Annotated in this window: 18 protein-coding genes; 14 read left to right on the forward strand and 4 right to left on the reverse strand. The window is 73.9% G+C overall.

Annotated features, from left to right (window positions below; translation table 11 throughout):
- Positions 1-9 precede the first annotated feature (9 nt).
- The 6 genes from AB0469_RS38330 to AB0469_RS38355 all read left to right on the forward strand — a co-directional run bounded on the left by AB0469_RS38330 (position 10) and on the right by AB0469_RS38355 (position 5559).
- Positions 10-1236, forward strand: a complete 1227-nt coding sequence (locus AB0469_RS38330; protein ID WP_366456221.1) for an MFS transporter — start codon at positions 10-12, stop codon at positions 1234-1236.
- Between the two features lie 140 nt (positions 1237-1376).
- Positions 1377-1916, forward strand: coding sequence for an EF-hand domain-containing protein (locus tag AB0469_RS38335; RefSeq protein ID WP_366456222.1), 540 nt, complete (start codon positions 1377-1379; stop codon positions 1914-1916).
- Between the two features lie 69 nt (positions 1917-1985).
- Entirely contained in the window at positions 1986-2990 is a 1005-nt protein-coding gene (locus AB0469_RS38340) for a BtrH N-terminal domain-containing protein (RefSeq protein ID WP_366456223.1), read from the forward strand.
- 201 nt (positions 2991-3191) lie between these two features.
- Positions 3192-4253, forward strand: coding sequence for a chitinase (locus tag AB0469_RS38345; protein WP_366456240.1), 1062 nt, complete (start codon positions 3192-3194; stop codon positions 4251-4253).
- Positions 4254-4356: 103 nt separating this feature from the next.
- A complete protein-coding gene (locus tag AB0469_RS38350; protein ID WP_366456224.1) occupies positions 4357-4875 on the forward strand; it encodes a TspO/MBR family protein in 519 nt (172 codons plus the stop codon).
- Between the two features lie 189 nt (positions 4876-5064).
- Positions 5065-5559 carry a hypothetical protein gene (locus tag AB0469_RS38355; RefSeq protein ID WP_366456225.1) on the forward strand — a complete coding sequence of 165 codons (495 nt, stop codon included), beginning with the start codon at positions 5065-5067 and terminating at the stop codon, positions 5557-5559.
- On the opposite strand, the gene AB0469_RS38360 is transcribed toward AB0469_RS38355, so the two are convergent.
- Both AB0469_RS38360 and AB0469_RS38365 read right to left on the reverse strand, forming a co-directional pair.
- Positions 5508-6470 (reverse strand): NAD-dependent protein deacetylase, encoded by a 963-nt coding sequence (locus tag AB0469_RS38360; RefSeq protein ID WP_366456226.1) that lies wholly within the window; start codon positions 6468-6470, stop codon positions 5508-5510. The two genes, AB0469_RS38355 and AB0469_RS38360, sit on opposite strands and share 52 nt — an antisense overlap.
- Positions 6471-6612: 142 nt before the next feature.
- Positions 6613-7086, reverse strand: coding sequence for a lamin tail domain-containing protein (locus tag AB0469_RS38365; protein ID WP_366456227.1), 474 nt, complete (start codon positions 7084-7086; stop codon positions 6613-6615).
- 405 nt (positions 7087-7491) lie between these two features.
- Here AB0469_RS38365 and AB0469_RS38370 point away from each other — a divergent pair, with 405 nt between their 5' ends.
- Entirely contained in the window at positions 7492-8154 is a 663-nt protein-coding gene (locus AB0469_RS38370; RefSeq protein ID WP_366456228.1) for an AAA family ATPase, read from the forward strand.
- A gap of 118 nt (positions 8155-8272) precedes the next feature.
- On the opposite strand, the gene AB0469_RS38375 is transcribed toward AB0469_RS38370, so the two are convergent.
- A complete protein-coding gene (locus AB0469_RS38375) occupies positions 8273-9082 on the reverse strand; it encodes a peptidoglycan-binding protein (RefSeq protein WP_366456229.1) in 810 nt (269 codons plus the stop codon).
- A gap of 435 nt (positions 9083-9517) precedes the next feature.
- On the opposite strand from AB0469_RS38375, the gene AB0469_RS38380 reads away from it, so the two are divergent.
- The 6 genes from AB0469_RS38380 (at position 9518) to AB0469_RS38405 (ending at position 13205) form a co-directional block, all read left to right on the forward strand.
- A complete protein-coding gene (locus tag AB0469_RS38380; protein ID WP_366456230.1) occupies positions 9518-10057 on the forward strand; it encodes an EF-hand domain-containing protein in 540 nt (179 codons plus the stop codon).
- A gap of 8 nt (positions 10058-10065) precedes the next feature.
- Complete coding sequence (locus AB0469_RS38385) at positions 10066-10647, forward strand: dihydrofolate reductase family protein (protein ID WP_366456231.1); 582 nt, start codon at positions 10066-10068, stop codon at positions 10645-10647.
- Between the two features lie 88 nt (positions 10648-10735).
- Positions 10736-11419 carry a spermidine synthase gene (locus tag AB0469_RS38390; RefSeq protein ID WP_366456232.1) on the forward strand — a complete coding sequence of 228 codons (684 nt, stop codon included), beginning with the start codon at positions 10736-10738 and terminating at the stop codon, positions 11417-11419.
- Positions 11420-11628: 209 nt separating this feature from the next.
- Entirely contained in the window at positions 11629-11886 is a 258-nt protein-coding gene (locus AB0469_RS38395; RefSeq protein ID WP_366456233.1) for a hypothetical protein, read from the forward strand.
- 42 nt (positions 11887-11928) lie between these two features.
- Positions 11929-12816, forward strand: a complete 888-nt coding sequence (locus tag AB0469_RS38400; RefSeq protein WP_366456234.1) for a hypothetical protein — start codon at positions 11929-11931, stop codon at positions 12814-12816.
- 122 nt (positions 12817-12938) lie between these two features.
- Positions 12939-13205 (forward strand): pentapeptide repeat-containing protein, encoded by a 267-nt coding sequence (locus AB0469_RS38405; RefSeq protein WP_366456235.1) that lies wholly within the window; start codon positions 12939-12941, stop codon positions 13203-13205.
- Between the two features lie 125 nt (positions 13206-13330).
- Here AB0469_RS38405 and AB0469_RS38410 read toward each other — a convergent pair whose 3' ends face one another.
- A complete protein-coding gene (locus tag AB0469_RS38410; RefSeq protein WP_366456236.1) occupies positions 13331-13798 on the reverse strand; it encodes a MarR family winged helix-turn-helix transcriptional regulator in 468 nt (155 codons plus the stop codon).
- 238 nt (positions 13799-14036) lie between these two features.
- Here AB0469_RS38410 and AB0469_RS38415 point away from each other — a divergent pair, with 238 nt between their 5' ends.
- Positions 14037-15584 (forward strand): AMP-binding protein, encoded by a 1548-nt coding sequence (locus tag AB0469_RS38415; RefSeq protein ID WP_366456237.1) that lies wholly within the window; start codon positions 14037-14039, stop codon positions 15582-15584.
- The last annotated feature ends 91 nt before the right edge of the window (positions 15585-15675 follow it).

The raw sequence follows: 15675 nt of genomic DNA on the forward strand, positions 1-15675 counted from the left end.
GGCGGAGGCATGCCGCGGAGCGTGTGGCTGCTGGTGGCGGCGCGGGCGATCAACCGGCTGGGGGCCTTCTCGCTGCCCTTCCTGACGGTTCTGATCAGCGTGGACTTCGGCGCGAGCACCACCACCGCGGGCCTGGTCTCGGCCGCGTTCGGCCTGGCGAGCATCCCCTCGCGGCTGGCCGGCGGCCGGCTCGCGACCGTCCTCGGGCGCCGCCGCACGATCGTGCTGGGCCTCACCGGGTGCGCCGCCGCCCAACTGGGCATCGCCGCCTCGGGATCCCTCGCCGCGGTGGCCGTCTTCTCCGTCCTGCTCGGCCTGGCCTTCGAGCTGTACGAGCCGCCGAGCCAGGCGCTGATCGCCGACGCAGTGGGCCCGGCCGAACGGGTCCGCGCCTACGGGCTCCTCAACGCCGGGCTGGCCGCCGGGGGCGCCGGAGCCGGGCTGATGGCCGCGGCCCTGGGCCGCTGGGACCTGCGCTGGCTGTTCGTCGTCGACGCCCTCACCTGCCTCCTGTGCGCGCTGGTGCTGCACCTGGCCCTGCCCGCCGACCGGACCGGCCGCCCGGCCGTCCGCCGCGGTGCGGGGGCGCGGCCCGCCCGCCCCTGGAGGGACCGCGCGCTGTGGGCCGTGTTCGCCTCCGGCACCCTCTTCGCCCTCGTCTCCATGCAGGTCGTGATGGGCCTGCCGCTCACCCTGGTCCGCCGCGGACTCCCACCCGCCGACGCGGGCGTGCTGTTCACCGTCTCGGCCGTGACCGCCGTCGCCTTCCAGCCGGCCCTGCGCCTGCGCCGCCTCGCCTCGCTCTCCGACCCCGCGGCCCTCGCGCTCGGCCACGTCCTGCTGGCGCTCGGCCTGGGCGGATACGCGGCGGCGTCCGGCCTCCCCGCGTTCGCGGCGGCCACGGTCCTGTGCGGTCTCGGGGAGGCGCTCGTCCTGGGCCGGGTCTTCAGCGTGGTGGTCGGCCTGGCACCCCCGGGCGGCGCCGACGGCTATCTCGCCGCGTACGGCACCAGCTGGGGCATCGCCACGGTCGCCGCCCCCGTCACCTCCACCCAGGCGCTCGAACACCTCGGTGCCGCCACCCTGTGGGCCGCCACTGCGGGACTCTGCCTCGCCCTGGCGGCGGCGCAACTCCTCCTCGTCGGACCGCTCGTGGGTGCCCGGCGCCGCGGCGGGGGCGCCGGCCGGCGGAACCCGCCGGAGGGCGTCGCCCGGCCGTGGCGGCGGGCGGCGTGACACCGCCGGCGGGACGCGCGTCCTGTCACCCGAATGCCGGACCACGCCGTTCCTTCCGTGCGGAAACGGGGCGACCTGTGCTTACCTGAGCCGCCTCGCAGCGTCGCGAGAGCACTACACGGAGTGAAGGGGATGCCGTCATGAGCGTTCTGGACATGAAGCTGGACCGGTCGTTCGACGTCTTCGACTCGGACCGCGACGGGCGGCTCGAGAAGTCGGACGTCACCGGCCTCTCGGACCGGCTCGCCGAATCGCTGGGCTGCGCGCCGGACGCCGTGGCCCACCTGCGCGCCTCGCTGGCGGACCTCTGGGACACGGTCTTCCAGAAGATGGACCGCAACGACGACGGGGGAGTCGACCGGCAGGAGTTCCGCGCGGCGTTCCGGGCAAGGATCGTCACCGACCAGAACAGGATCTGGGAGCGGATCAGGAACATGAGCAACGCCTGGACCGAGCTCGCCGACCGCGACGGTGACGGCATGCTCAGCCGCGAGGAGTACACCTCCCTGCTCCACGGCATGTTCCGCCTGCCCCGCGAGACCTTCGACGAGGCCTTCAACCGGCTGGACGCCGACGGCGACGGGCAGCTGAGCCGCGCCGAGATCAGCTCCGCGATGAAGGAGTACTACACGAGCGAGGACCACACGGCCCGCGGCAACCAGTTCTTCGGCCGCCTCTGAGCCCGCCGGCCCGCGGTGGCGCCCCTCCGCAATGCGCTGAGCTGCCGTTTCCGAGGTTAGGGTGACCGTATGACCGTGCTCGTGTACGAAGACTTCGGCACCGGACGCCACCGCGAGGCCTCCCTGATCCGCCATGCCCTGGGCAGCGTCCACGACGAGGAGTTCGTGGCCGGCCTCGCCGGTGGCATCGGCTTCCTCTACTACGTCTTCGCGTACGAGGGCCGGCCGCCCCTCGTGTCGATCGTGGCCCAGGCCCACCCCGAGCCCTGGGTGCAGGTCGCGCTCGGCCGCCTGGGGGTTCCGTACGAGGCCACCCGGGCCATGAACCCCCGTTGGGGCCGGGTCCGCGCCGCGCTCGACTCCGGGCAGCCCGCGTTCTGCGTGGTCGACCGCTCCGCCCTGCCCTGGCACGGGCCCGACCCGGACGCCGAACTGACCGGCACCGACGCGCACACCGTCGTCATCGCCGGGTACGACGGCGACGACCTGCTGGTCGAGGACGGTGCCGAGACCCCGTACCGGATCGACCGCGAGGAGTTCGGCGCCGCCTGGACCGCGCACCGCACGGGCCGCCACCAGCTGATCGTGCCCACCGGGCCGCCCGAGGGGGAGCCCGATGTGGCGGGGGCGATCGCCTCCACCGCCGCGCACTTCGACGGGCCGGTCCTGGGCAACGCGTTCGACGTGAACTTCGGCTTCAGCGGAATGGAGAGGCTCGCCGCCCAGCTCCGCGACAGCAGCACCGGCGCGGGCTGGGAGCGCCGGTTCGGCGGCGCGCCGGAGACCTTCCGCGCGGGCACCGGGCGGCTGTACGCCTGCCTGGAGGAGGAATGGACCGCCCCGGGCGCGACACGGCCGCTGTACGCCGACTTCCTCGACCTCGTCGGACGCCCGGAGGCGGCGGGGCTCTTCCGGGAGTCCGCGGGCCACTGGTCGGAGCTGGCCGCGCTCGCCCGGGACGCGGCCCCGGACGCAGGCCCGGGAGACCGCCGGGCGCTCTTCGACGCGTGCGCCCGGCACGTGGACCGCTGCCTGGATCTGGAGCGGCAGGCGGTCCGGTCGCTGAGGGGCTGACGGAGCGGCCCTGCCGGCACTCTTGACGGATGGTCTGGACCAAACCTACGGTGAGGCGCATCGGCCCGCGCACGCCCCCGGGCGGCCCGTCCCGCAGGCGATCGCGCTCACGGTAGTCCTTCCCTCCCGGTCACTCCGGCCTGCCTGCCCGCCTGCCCGCCCGTCCGGGCGCGGACGGCGCGAAGGGAGCACCCCCCCATGATCCGTCGGACCGTCCGCCTCCTCGCCCTCGGCCTCGCCGCCGCGCTCCTGGGCCAGTTACCCGCCGCGGCGGCGACCCCGCCGCCTCCCGGCCCGCGCGCACCCGACACCTGCGCCGTGCGTCCGAAGCCCGCCGGCAAGGTCCTCCAGGGGTACTGGGAGAACTGGGACGGCGCCGCCAACGGCGTCCACCCGCCGCTCGGCTGGATCCCCCTCACCGACGGCCGCATCCGGGGCCACGGCTACAACGTGATCAACGCGGCCTTCCCGGTGATCCGCTCGGACGGCACCGTCCTGTGGGAGGACGGGATGGACAGCACGGTCAAGGTGCCGACCCCCGCCGAGATGTGCCAGGCCAAACAGGAGGGCCTCACCGTGCTGATGTCCGTCGGCGGCGCCGCCGCCGGCATCGACCTCGGCTCCAGCGCCGTCGCCGACCGCTTCGTGGAGACGATCGTCCCCCTCCTCCGGAAGTACAACTTCGACGGGATCGACATCGACGTCGAGACCGGCCTCGTCGGCTCGGGGAGCATCACCCGGCTCTCCCCGTCGCAGTCCAACCTGATCCGCATCATCGACGGCGTGCTCGCCCGCATGCCGGCCGGCTTCGGCCTCACGATGGCCCCCGAGACCGCCTACGTCACCGGCGGCAGCGTGGCGTACGGATCGATCTGGGGCGCGTACCTGCCCATCGTCAAGAAGTACGCGGACAACGGCCGTCTGTGGTGGCTGAACATGCAGTACTACAACGGCAGCATGTACGGCTGCGACGGGGACTCCTACGCAGCGGGGACCGTCGCGGGCTTCACGGCGCAGACGGACTGCCTCGACCGCGGCCTGGTCGTCCAGGACACCACGATCAAGGTGCCCTACGACCAGCAGGTCCCCGGCCTTCCGGCCCAACCGGGCGCCGGAGGGGGCTACATGGGCCCGGGCCCGGTCTCCCAGGCGTGGAACTCCCACGGCGGCCGGCTCAAGGGGCTGATGACGTGGTCGCTCAACTGGGACGGGTCCCGGAACTGGACCTTCGGCGACAACGTCCGCACGCTCCAGGGCCGTTGAAGCAGGGGTCCGACGGCGCGCCGCCGGACCAGGGGCCGCGCCGCGGGGACGCGCCCCACGGGCGGACGTGCCGGCGGCGACCGCCCCTGGAACACTGGGAGGCATGAGGACCACCACCGGCGCCCGGTACGACACGACGGGCCGCGCGACGTGGCGTGCGTACGCGGCGACCGCGGCGGCGGTCGCCGCGACCGCCGCCGCGGGAGCGCGGGCCGTGGACGCCGACAGCACCTGGTACCGCGCCCTCGCCAAGCCCGCCTGGCAGCCCCCGACCGCCGTGTTCCCCTGGGTGTGGGGACCCCTGTACGCCTCCCTCGCCTATGCGGGCGGCCGGGTGCTGAGCGGGACGCGGGGGCGCGCCCGGCGGGAGCTCGCCGGCAGCCTGGCCTCGAACCTGGCCCTGAACGCGGCGTGGACCTGGACCTTCTTCCGCCTGCGCAGCCCCCGGGCCGGCGTCGTGGGGACGTTGCTGCTCGACGCGAGCAACATCGAGCTGATCCGGCGGACGGCGCGCACCGACCGCCCCGCGGCCGCCTGTCTGCTCCCCTACGCCGCCTGGTGCGCCTTCGCGACCGCCCTGAACACGGCCATCGCCCGCCGCAACCCCCCACCCGGCCGCTGACCGGCGGACCGGCGGCCGGGGCGTTCGGAGTGGCGCTGCCGGCGGCCCGGCACCGGTGGTGCGGGTGTGGCGCATGTGTTCGCGGGATCCCCGTGCCGGTGACGCTCGCCCGTCCTGGTCCCGAGCGGGGGCCACAGTGCGGGATCATGAGGGGGTGCAATGCGGGCGGGACGTGGAGAGGGCGCCTTGATGGGGGTGGAGCACACGACGCAGACGGCGACCGTCGCGGGGCTGCTCGCAGCGGCAACGGACGGCCAGAGCGGGGCGTTGTGGCGGCTGCGGGGCGCCGGCCGCCAGCTCGACGCCAACCTGGTGCGCCACCTGCCCGGCTCCGGGGGAGCGCTCTCCACCGAGGACGCCGTCGACGTGATGATGGTCGTCCTGTCGGGCACCGGCGTCCTCACCCTCGACGGTGCCCAGTCGCACCTCGCCCCCGGATTCCTGGCCCTGCTGCCGCGCGGCGCCCCCCGCGCGCTGCTGGCCGGCCCGAAGGGCCTGGTCGTGCTGACCGTCCACCGCAGGCGCCGGGGGATGAGCATCGCGTCGGCCGCCCCCGCCGCCCCGCCCCCGTCGTGCGCCCTGCACCTGGTCTGCGCCCGGTGCCACCGGCACGCGATAGAGGTCGACGCCCGCTACTGCTCCGGCTGCGGTGCCCGGCTGGCCGGCCGCCCCGCGGGCGGCTGACCCCCTGCCGGCCGCTCCGCGGCCCGCTCGTCGACCGGGATGCCGAGCCGGTCGGCCACCGAGGTGAGGGCCGTCCCGAGCGGGAGCCCGACCCGGGTGACGGCGTGGCCGTCGCCCCGGGTGCGGTCCCGGTTGACGATCAGCACCGGCGTTCCGGCCGCGGCCGCCTGGCGGACGAACCGGAGCCCGGACATCACCGTCAGCGAGGACCCCAGGACCAGCAGGGAGGTCGCCCCGCGGACCAGGTCCCGGCAGTGCTCCACCCGCCGCGGCGGCACGGATTCGCCGAAGAACACCACGTCGGGCTTGAGGATGCCGCCGCAGATCGCGCAGGCCACCACGCGGAAGTCTGCGACCTGGTCCTGGCTGAGGTCGGCGTCACCGTCCGGGTTGGTGCCGGCGGGGACGGGCTGGTAGCCCGGGTTGGCCTCCTCCAGCCTCCGCGCCAGTTCGCGACGGGGGCTGAAGTCGCCGCAGGAGAGGCAGACGACCCGGTCCAGGCCTCCGTGGAGCTCCACGACGTCCTCGCTGCCCGCGGCCTGGTGCAGGCCGTCGACGTTCTGGGTGATCACACCCGAGAGCAGGCCCCGGCGCCCGAACGCGGCCACCGCCCGGTGACCGGCGTTGGGCCGGGCCCGGCCGAACGTGCGCCAGCCCAGGTGGCCGCGCGCCCAGTAGCGCTGGCGCGCCCGGGCGCTGCCGGTGAAGTCCTGGTAGGTCATGGGGGTGTGCCGGCTCAGGCTCCCGTTCTCGCCGCGGTAGTCGGGGATGCCGGACTCCGTGGAGATGCCGGCCCCGCTGAGCACCAGGACGCCGCCGGCGCGCAGCGCCTCGGTGACCGGCCGCAGGTCGCTGGTGGCCGGCGGCGACTCCTCGGTGGGGGTCCAGTCCAGGGTGGGGCGCATGCGCATGCCTCCAGGGTACGGACCCGGCGGCGGGGCGGGGCAGGGGCGGATGCACGCCGCGGCGTGCCGCGGCGGGTCTGCCGTGGCACGCCGCGGTCCGGCGGCTCGCGGTCCCCCGCCCGGTGCGGGTGCGGGGCCGCGGGGTGGATCAGTTGTGGTGGTGGTGTCCGCGGCGGCCCCAGGACTCGGTGTCGACGACGTTGCCGCGGTTGTCGCGGAGGGTGGCGGTGTCGCGCTCGTCCCAGATCTGGCGGCGGCGGTCCTGGTAGACGTCGTGGTGGGTGTCGCGGCCGTTGCCGGTGTGCACCCTGACGCTGGAGCGGCCGTCGAGGCGGAAGTCGTTGAAGCGGTAGCGGTTGCCCTGCTTGTCGGTGAGGGTGTAGCCCCGCAGGTTGACGCTGTGGCGGCCGGTGTTCTTCACCTCGACCCACTCGCTGTTGAGGGCGCGGTTGTCGTGTCCGCGGCCGGCGTTCTCGACGTCGCCGATGACGATGGTGGAGCGGGCTCCGCGGTGGTCGCCGCGGTGGTCGTCGGCGGCGGCCGGTACCGCCGCGGCGCCGATGAGGGCGCCGACGGCCAGGACGGCGGCGAGCGTGCGGCGGGTGGTGAGGGAAGCGGACATGCAGGTGGCTCCTTCAACGGTCGGCACGGCCCGGCCGTGTACAGGCCGGGCAGGCTCCGAACAGTCCCGGCGTCCTGCCGGGAAGCCACACTCTGGCCCCCATTCACCCTCGAACCCGATGAAGACATGGCGTATTGCCCAATCTAGACATTTCCGTGACCGTCCCTTGTAGGGGGCGGATGCGGCGGCACGTTCCCCCGCGGCCGGCGTTCCCGCGCCGGTTCGGGAGGCCGCCGGCGCGGCCGATAGGGTCGACGGCGACATCCGGGCCCGTGGCCGGCGGACGGACCTCGGGCCCGCCCCGGCCGGATCCGGTACGGCCCGCCACCTAGCAGGGAGTCGCAACACGATGTACGTTCCGCAGTGTCCGAAGCCGGCCCTGACGTGAAGACCGCGAAGGCTGCCGTGGACGAGGGACGTGGAGCCGTCCGCAGCATCGCCCCCCGGGGGATCGTCGACCTGCGGGGCCGCACCGATGCGGGCATATCCCTGGCCTACCCGCACGACGCGGTCGTCGTCATAGCCGGGCTCCCGGGCAGCGGGAAGAGCACACTGCTGCGCGCATGGGCCGACGCGGGGACGGTCCTCGACCCGCGCGCCACGCGCTCCGACTGCGAAGCGCTCGTGCCCTCCTGGCTCCCCTACGGCGTGTACCGGCCGTTGGCCCGGCTGCACCACATGCGCCGGATACGCAAGGCGATGCGGGGCTCCTCCCCACTGCTCATCCACGACTGCGGCAGCCGGGCCTGGCTGCGCCGCTGGCTCGCCCGCAGCGCCGACCGGGCGGGCCGGCAGGCGCACATGGTCCTGCTCGACGTCGGGGCCCGGGAGGCGCTCTCGGGGCAGCGCGCCCGCCGGCGCCTGACGTCGCCCCGGGTCTTCGCCACCCACGAACGGGGCCTGGAGAGCCTGCTGTCCGGCATCGGCGGGGGCGGCCCGGCGCGGTCCACGGACTTCACCTCGGTGGTCCTCCTCGACCGCCGCCTGCGGGACTCCTCGCCCCGCGCCCGGTTCACGGCCCCGCCCCCGCCGCGCAGCGAACGCCGGGCGGACGACCTCCCGGGCTGAAGGCCGGCCGGGGCCGTCCCCGTCTCCCGCGTGCGTGGCGGTGTCGAGGGCGCCAGGCTTTCACGGCCCACCGCCTCGAACAGGCGAATCGTCGCAACAACGCTGCGCTCCGGCCCCGTCAGTCCTCGACGCGGGGGACCTTGAGCTTGGCCCAGGAGGTGGGGCCGGGAGTCCCGTCGGCGTCGGAGCCGGTGTAGCCCAGTGCGCGCTGCCATGCCTGGTAGGAGCGGACGTCGCCGGGGCCCCAGACGTCGGCGTCGGCCGAGCTCCGGTAGCGGTCGCAGCCGACGTCGACGAGCCGGTCGTGCATCGCGGCGATGACCGGGCTGCGGCGCCCGGCGGTGAAGAAGTCGCCTCCGGGGAACGGCTCGAAGGCGGAGTCGGGCGGTGTCCACCGCCAGGCGGTGACGGGGGAGCCGCCGCGGGGGTCGTCCGGGTCGGCGGTGGGCGGGCACTGCCCGTCGGGGAAGCGGGGCGCGAAGTAGCCGGTGACGTAGCTGCTGCGGCGCGGGTTGGAGTGCGACCAGACGCCGTTGCCCTGGCCGCGGTCGACGGATCCGGCCTGGATGCTGTTGCCGCCCTTGGTGTACACCGTGTCGGCGTCGAAGCCGGTGACGATCTCGGTGTGGGCGCCGTCGCCGAAGTCGACCCAGGCTCCGACCGAGGGGTACGCGGACCACTGGCCGCGGGCCCTGGCCCACGAGGCGAAGGCGCTCACGTTGTCGACCTTGGGGACGATCGCGTCGAGACCGGTGTCGTGGTACATGCACCAGTCGAAGATCACGCACCAGGGGACGCCGTTCTCGCCGAACTCCTCTCCCCAGCGCGTGTAGTTGTCCCAGCCGTCCCGGCTGTTCCAGCCCTCGTAGACCTGTTCGCGGACGGCCATGAGGTGGTCGGTGAGCTGCCGCCACTGGGGTGTGCTCATGGGGTGCCTCCAGGCGTGACGGTGTCGCGGATGACGGTCCGGCCGTGGTGCGGTGGAAGCGGGTCCCCGGGCAGCGCTGCGCAAGCGGGCCCGGCCGGGCACGGCGACCCGTGCGGGGCGGGCTGCCGGGCCGTCCGCAGTGAGGTATCCGGAGCCGTCGGTCCCCCTGAGGATCCCCTCAACCCGGGCGCCCGACACCGCCCTGATCTGTAGAAACGATTCAGCTGGATCCGGTGGGCGCCCCGAAACGCGCGAGGCGGCGCCACGCCTTCTCGACCGCCGGGGGCGCCGGCCTCGACGGTGACTCGTACGGGTGGTGTCCGGGGCCGGTGAGCGGGGCGGATCGATTCGCCACCGGGTGGCCCTCCTAGGGTCGGCCACCAGAGCCCCAGACCGATCGACGCCGTGCCGCAGAAGGCAGCCGGGAGGCCGCGCATGTCCCACTCCGTGTCCGATTCTCCGCAGCACCGGATCTTCGCCATGCTGGACCTGGACGGTGACGGCGTGGTCACGCACGCCGAGTACCTGGGCCGGGTGGAGCGGGTGGCGTCGGCCATGGGCCGCGACGCCTCGCACCCGGTCGTGGCCGCCTCCCGCGCGGCGCACGAGGCGGTCTTCGCGGACATGGACCGCGACCACGACGGCCGCGTGACCTTCGAGGAGTACCGCTCCTGGGTGGGCCACGACGCCTTCGAGCGCTCCTGCCGGCCCGCTCTGGGCTCTCTGTTCGACATCGCGGACGCCGACGGCGACGGGCGCCTGGTCCGGGCGGAGTTCGTCCGCATGCGGGCGGCGGCGGGGAACGCGGAGGCCGATGCCGCCGCGGCGTTCGGCGACCTGGACGCCGACGGCGACGGCCTGGTCGACCGCGAGGCCTACCTGGCGGGGATCCGGGACTTCGTCACCACGGGCACCTCGCCCATGGCCGCGTCGTACGGCCGCGGCCGGCCCCTCCTCGACGCGCGCGGCCGGTAGGAGCCCTCGTGCGCCGCGTGATCTACTCCATGGGCATGTCGCTCGACGGCTACATCGTCGGCCCGGACGGCACCTTCGGCTGGACGGAGCCCGACGAGGAGGTCTTCCGCTTCGTCATGGAGGAGGAGCGGGGGGTGGCCTTCCACCTGCTGGGACGACGGCTGTACGAGACGATGCTGTACTGGGAGACGGCCGACCGGGACCCGTCGCTCGACGCGGCGATGCTGGAGTGGGCCGCGCTCTGGAAGCCGCTCCCCAAGGTGGTGTTCTCCACCACGCTGGAGACGGTGGAGGGCCGTGCCCGCCTCGCCACCGGCGGCCTGGCCGAGGAGATCGGGCGGCTGCGTGCCGAGCCGGGGGACGGCGACATCGCGATCGGCGGTGCGACCCTCGCCGCCGAGGCGGCCGCACTGGGCCTCATCGACGAGTACCGCACGAGGGTCCACCCGGTGCTCGTCGGCGGCGGCATCCCCTTCTTCCCGCGGCGCGACCGCCGGGTGGACCTCGAACTCGTCGCAGCCCGCACCTTCCCCTCGGGAGTCGTCCACCTCCGCCACCGCGTGGTGCGCGGAGGCCCGACCGGGTCCTAGACGCGCGTACGCCGGCACGGAACACCGGCGCCGGACCGTTCGTTGGGAAGTCCGAGTGATCACGCGATCACAGGGAGGGACCCGCTTCATGACGTTCCATGCCGCCGATGTGGCAACCCCGTTGACACTCGACCGCCGCACCGGGCCGCACGGCGAGGTGGTCCTGCGCCGCCGCGACGAGACGTACGAGATCATCGTGAACGGCTGCTTCCTGATGGACACCTCCGACGGGCGCTCCGAACGGCTCCTCGTCGACGCCGCGCTCGCGCGCACGGCGGCCGCGGCCCCCTCGGTCCTGATCGGCGGCCTCGGCGTGGGGTTCTCGCTGGCCCGTGCCGGCGGACAACCGCGCTGGTCGCGGATCGTCGTCGCCGAACGCGAGGACGCCATCATCGGCTGGCACCGCACCGGCCCCCTGGGGGCCATCACCGCCGCGGCCCTGTCCGACCCCCGGGTGGCCATCCTGCACACCGACCTCAACGACCACCTGCGGACCGCGGGGGAGCGGTACGACGCCCTCTGCCTCGACATCGACAACGGCCCCGACTGGACCGTCACCGACGACAACCACGGCCTCTACTCGCCGAGCGGCCTCGCCGCATGCCGTGCCCGACTCGCCCCGGGCGGCGTCCTGGCCGTCTGGTCCGCCCAGCCGTCCCCCGCGTTCGAGGAGGCCCTCGAACGCGCCGGGTTCGAGGAGGTCCACAGCGAGGAGGTGCCCGTCGCGCGCGGCGTCCCGGACGTCGTGCACCTCGCTCGCAACCCCTTCTGATCCCTGACCCGCCCGGACCCCTGAGGGGCGCAGACGGCCCTGCTGCCCTGCGCGAGCCGCTGAGCGGCCGGGAGCGCTGCCGGGGCGGCGGGCCCGGTGAGGTGAACCTGTACGTCGGATGGCGGCGCGGGCGCGGGCAGCGGTGGCGGGCGGCCGGGCGGCGTCCGAGGCTCGTGCCCGGGGGCGACCGCGAGGAAGGGCAGCAGCCGATGCCGCACGCCGAGGAGGAGGGCCTCACCGCGCCGCCGGGCGGTGCGGTCGCCCAGCGCCGGAGCAGGGCCGGACGCCTGAAGCCGGTGGTCATGCGGACGCACCTGCTTCCCGCGTTCCTGGTGCTCACGGTCATGATGGTCGCGCTGTGGCTGACGGGCATGCCGTTCCTGCAGGCCCTGACGATCTCCACGGGAGTGAAGATCGCGGCGGCCCTGCTCGTACTCCGGCGGCCGCCCGAGCGCACCGGGAGCTGACGCGAGCATCCGCTGACGTACGCGTGTTCTAGGGTCGGGGCCATGAGTACGCGGAACCAGACCCTTGAGGCGCTCCTGTCGCAGATCGCCCGTCAGGAGAGCCTGTGGCAGGTCGAGAAGGACCTGAGGGCCCTCGGGTCCGAAGGAGTCGGCGGACTGCTGGAGATCCGGCGGAACGGACCGGGCGCACTGCGCCGGCACGCGCTGCACGCACTGGCGCTGATCGGCGCCGGAGACGCGCTGGACGACCGGGACCGGCGGGGGCTGGAGCGCCTCGTCCGGATCAAGCTGCCGGACGACCGGCCGCTGGACCACCACTGCCCCTTCCAGTGGATCGCGGTTCCGGCCGCCGCGTACGAAGGCGTCTTCGAGGCCCTGGGGCTGTACGACCGCATCCCCGCGACCATGGCCATGGGCATGTCCGCCGTGCTGCACGACACGGCGGTGGTCTACGGCCCCGACGGCGAGGGGACGACCGTCCACCGGGCCTTCGTCACGCCCGAGTTCGCCGGATGGCGCATGGTGTTCGGCGGCCCGGTCTACCGCTGCGCCGAGGAGGAGGTGCTGGCGCGCGTCAGCGCCCACTGCGGGCAGGCCCACTACTACGTCCGCGACGCCTACGACGACGACCACGGCTGGGCGATCGCCGAGCGGGGCCGGGTGGTCCGCTCCTACCGGACCTACCGCGAGCCGGCGTGGACGGGCGAGCCGATGGCCTGGGAGGCCCCTCAGGAGGAGGACGAGTACGGCGACCCGGACCGGTACGACCCGAACGCCTCCTGCGAGACGTCCGCCAACGGCGTGGCGGAGACGCTGACCGTCGACCCCGAGCAGATCGACGAGGACACCCCCATGACCGGCCACGGCTGGTTGGCGGTGACCGCGCCCGGCGTCGGCAACGGGCCGTTCCCCGGTGCCCTCGAGATCTGATCCCCGCTCCGCGCGCGGCCATCCAGGGGCGACACGTCCGCATTCGTCTGATCTACACCTGAATCTCTAGGGATTAAGTGTTATTGATCTATTTCGAACGTACCGCACATGGGAGGTATGCAATGCGTACACGTCTTTTCCGTCTCACCGTCGTGCTGGGGGCCGCCGCGGCGCTCGGTCTGGGCGGAGCCGCGGCGGCGAGCGCCGACGGTATCGGCAACTCGGGCATCGGGAACTCCGGCGTGGGCAACTCGGGCATCGCGAACACCGGTGTCGGCAACTCGGGCTTGGCCAACCTGGGCCTGGGCAACGCGGGCATCGCGAACTCCGGCATCGGCAGCGCGGGTATCGGGAACTCCGGTGTCGGCAGCGCGGGTATCGGCAACTAGCGCCCCGCAGGACTTCGTGCACCGGGCCGGTCCTCCTCCGGCCGGGACGCCGTCGGGCGGTGGTCCGCCGACGGCGCCCGCCGGCCCGGGGGGCCGGCTCGACGCACGGGGCCCGGCGCGGTCCGTCAGGCGGTGGCCCCGCCCGCGTTGCGGATCAGCTGCCGGAGCACCTTCACCGTGGTGACGTAGTCCGCGTCGTCGATGCCCGCGTGGAGGGCGGCGCGGATCGCGGGGGCGTTGCGGGCGAGGCCGACGCGGGCCCGTTCCCCCTCCTCGGTCAGCCACAGCCGGTCCTCGGCGTCACGGGTCAGCCAGCCCCGCTCCACGAGGACCGCGGCCTCCGCCGCCAGGTCGTCCTCGGGGCGGATGTAGGAGGACATGGCCGCCTGCAGTTCGGCCGTGGTCATCCCCTCGCCGTCCGCTGAGATGTCGTTCGCCGAGAGGTTGCGGAGCAGCCAGAACTGGGGCTGGGTGTAGCCCTTCTCGGCCTGCCGGGCCCGGGTGAAGGCGATGAGCGCCTCGTAGGCGACCCCGGTCCAGTACGCGGCGGGCTGCCCGGCGAGTTCGGCGTCGGAGAGCTGCTGGGTCGTCATGGGGCGTCCCCTCCTGGTGGTTTCGGGTGTGGATCCTGCGTGCCCTGCGCGTCCCGCGGGCCATGGAGCGACCGTAGGACCTCAAGCGCTCTTGAGGTCAAGCGCGCGATCTTCCGGAATCCGGTGGCGCGGAGCGGGGCTTCGGAGGCGGTGGCTGGATGTCGGCGTCCGGCTTGGGCTTGTGGATCATCGACGTTAACCTCCCTCTAGTTGCTCAAGTCAACCAATGAGGAGCGTCATGGACGAGACCACCGAACCACTCCACCCCTTCTCCAGCCACGTCGAGGAGATCCTGGACGCCCTCGCGAAGGAACCCGGCCGTGAGGCCCTGGTGCACGGGGACCGGCGCGTGAGCGCCGGTGAATTACGCGGTCTCGTCCACAGCACGGCCCGCGCGCTGCGCTCCCAGGGGCTGGGTCGCGGACAGACCGTCACCCTCCTCGCCGGCAACCTTCCCGAGACGATAGCGGCCCGCTACGCCGCAGGGCTGCTCGGCTGCGCCGTGAACCACCTCTACGCGGGCCTTTCGGCCGACGTGCACGCCGACATCCTGCGGGACGTCGAGACCCGGGCGCTGCTGGTCGACCCCGCCTACCGCGACCGTGCCGCCGACCTCGCCCGGCGGGTGCCGCTGGAACGGGTGCTGGTCCTCGGCGGAGGCGCGGGCGCGGAACCGGACCTGGTGGAGCTCGCCGCCGAGGAGTCCACCGAACCGCTGCCGGGTGCGGCGCGGCCCGAGGACATCTGCACCATCCGCCACACCGGCGGGACCACCGGCCATCCGAAGGCCATCTGCACGACCTACGGGCAGTGGGTGTCGGTCGGCCCCGACTGGTCCGAGGAGGGGCAGGTCAGGACCCTGGTGTGCACGACCCTCGCGCACGCGGCCGGCTTCCTGGCGGACAGCACGCTGCACCGCGGCGGAACCGTCGTCCTGCTCGACGCGTTCGAGCCCGGGGCCGTGCTCGCCGCCATCGAGGCCGAGCGCATCTCCCACCTGTTCCTGCTGCCCCCGCTCCTGTACCAGTTGATGGACCACCCCGGGGCGGACCGCACCGACACCTCCAGCCTCCGCTCGCTCACCTACGGGGGCTGCGCCTCCTCCCCGGCCCGCCTCGCGGCGGCGGTCCGCCGCTTCGGTCCCGTGCTGAACCAGTTCTACGGGCAGAACGAAGCGGGCGGCATCAGCATGCTCTCCCCCCAGGACCACGATCCGCAGCGCCCGGAGCTGCTGCGCACCGCCGGGAAGGCGATGGACGGGGTCGAGATCGCCGTGGTCGACGCCGACGGCCGGCACCTGCCCGCAGGCGAGCACGGCGAGATCTGCGTCCGCTCCCCCCACGTGATGAAGGGCTACTGGAAGCAGCCCGAGCTCACCGCGGAGGTCCTGCGGGACGGCTGGCTGCACACCGGTGACATCGGGTACGTCGACGCGGACGGCTACCTCACGATCGTGGACCGGCTGAAGGACATGATCGTGGTGGTGGGGGGCCACGTGTACACGGTGGAACTGGAGGACGTGCTGAACTCCCATCCCCGGGTCGCGCAGAGCGCCGTGTTCGGAGTCCCCGACGCCAACCTGATGGAGCGGGTCCACGCGGTCGTCGTGCGCACACCGGGCGGCGGTGTCGGCGAGGAGGAGCTGCGCACCCTGGTGCGGGGGGCGAAGGGTGCCATGTACGAACCCGCCGACATCGTCTTCGCCGACGCCCTGCCCCTGACCGACGCGGGCAAGCCGGACAAGAAACTGCTCCGCAGCCGGGCCCTCGCGCTCCGGGGAGCCTAGGTGTATTGCCCAGTGAGGTTGGGGACGCGGCTGGCGGGTGGTTTGCCTGCGAGCGCGGTGTGTCCGCGGTGGTGATTGTAGGTGTGGAGCC

Source organism: Streptomyces sp. NPDC093801, assembly GCF_040701585.1.
Classification (GTDB): Bacteria; Actinomycetota; Actinomycetes; order Streptomycetales; family Streptomycetaceae; genus Streptomyces.

What these genes read in the sequence shown, in the direction of transcription:
- AB0469_RS38330 (WP_366456221.1), top strand. Translation starts at nt 10, where the DNA reads ATGCCGCGGAGCGTGTGGCTGCTGGTGGCGGCGCGGGCGATCAACCGG.
- AB0469_RS38335 (WP_366456222.1), top strand. Translation starts at nt 1,377, where the DNA reads ATGAGCGTTCTGGACATGAAGCTGGACCGGTCGTTCGACGTCTTCGAC.
- AB0469_RS38340 (WP_366456223.1), top strand. Translation starts at nt 1,986, where the DNA reads ATGACCGTGCTCGTGTACGAAGACTTCGGCACCGGACGCCACCGCGAG.
- AB0469_RS38350 (WP_366456224.1), top strand. Translation starts at nt 4,357, where the DNA reads ATGAGGACCACCACCGGCGCCCGGTACGACACGACGGGCCGCGCGACG.
- AB0469_RS38355 (WP_366456225.1), top strand. Translation starts at nt 5,065, where the DNA reads ATGGGGGTGGAGCACACGACGCAGACGGCGACCGTCGCGGGGCTGCTC.
- AB0469_RS38360 (WP_366456226.1), bottom strand. Translation starts at nt 6,470, where the DNA reads ATGCGCATGCGCCCCACCCTGGACTGGACCCCCACCGAGGAGTCGCCG.
- AB0469_RS38365 (WP_366456227.1), bottom strand. Translation starts at nt 7,086, where the DNA reads ATGTCCGCTTCCCTCACCACCCGCCGCACGCTCGCCGCCGTCCTGGCC.
- AB0469_RS38375 (WP_366456229.1), bottom strand. Translation starts at nt 9,082, where the DNA reads ATGAGCACACCCCAGTGGCGGCAGCTCACCGACCACCTCATGGCCGTC.
- AB0469_RS38380 (WP_366456230.1), top strand. Translation starts at nt 9,518, where the DNA reads ATGTCCCACTCCGTGTCCGATTCTCCGCAGCACCGGATCTTCGCCATG.
- AB0469_RS38390 (WP_366456232.1), top strand. Translation starts at nt 10,736, where the DNA reads ATGACGTTCCATGCCGCCGATGTGGCAACCCCGTTGACACTCGACCGC.
- AB0469_RS38395 (WP_366456233.1), top strand. Translation starts at nt 11,629, where the DNA reads ATGCCGCACGCCGAGGAGGAGGGCCTCACCGCGCCGCCGGGCGGTGCG.
- AB0469_RS38400 (WP_366456234.1), top strand. Translation starts at nt 11,929, where the DNA reads ATGAGTACGCGGAACCAGACCCTTGAGGCGCTCCTGTCGCAGATCGCC.
- AB0469_RS38405 (WP_366456235.1), top strand. Translation starts at nt 12,939, where the DNA reads ATGCGTACACGTCTTTTCCGTCTCACCGTCGTGCTGGGGGCCGCCGCG.
- AB0469_RS38410 (WP_366456236.1), bottom strand. Translation starts at nt 13,798, where the DNA reads ATGACGACCCAGCAGCTCTCCGACGCCGAACTCGCCGGGCAGCCCGCC.
- AB0469_RS38415 (WP_366456237.1), top strand. Translation starts at nt 14,037, where the DNA reads ATGGACGAGACCACCGAACCACTCCACCCCTTCTCCAGCCACGTCGAG.